A 520-nucleotide genomic window follows, 5' to 3' on the forward strand; every position below is an offset into this window, starting at 1 on the left:
GTTCGGTTCGAAGTAGACGCAGATGGCAAGGTGACCTTCACTCCTGATAAACAGTTCAAGGGTGAAACATCAGAGCTTGAATTGACTCGAATGGATGTCAACGGAACTCCTGTTACTGTCAAGTACCAAGCGGTGGTGAAAGAAGTAGTTCCAACCAGCACTAACGTAACTAGCACAGGTCCTCAGGGTGTTCCACAAACAGGCACTCCAACCTTCCAAGGTGGTGACCCACTGGTTCCAATCGATGAAACAGTTGAACCAGCCTTCGAAGATGGAAGCAAAGAGAAATCTATTCCAGGTCAAGGAACTTACACGATTGCACCAGACGGAACTGTAACCTTCACCCCAGACAAACAGTTTGTTGGAAACCCAGATCCAGTCACAGTCAAACGCGTAGATAAGAACGGCACCCCAGTCACTGCGACTTACAGTCCAGAGTTTACGAAAGTGACCCCAACAGGTACTGGTGCAACCAGCACAGGTCCTCAAGGTGTTCCACAAACGGGCACTCCAAGCTTCC

The 520-nt window shown here is 49.2% G+C and carries 1 protein-coding gene; it reads left to right on the top strand.

All coding sequences use genetic code 11. The features are described 5' to 3' along the window. On the top strand, nt 1–520 hold a 520-nt coding region (locus D8844_RS10360), incomplete at both ends, for a hypothetical protein (RefSeq protein ID WP_142999108.1).

Source organism: Streptococcus oralis (assembly GCF_003942875.1).
Lineage (GTDB): Bacteria > Bacillota > Bacilli > Lactobacillales > Streptococcaceae > Streptococcus > Streptococcus oralis_BX.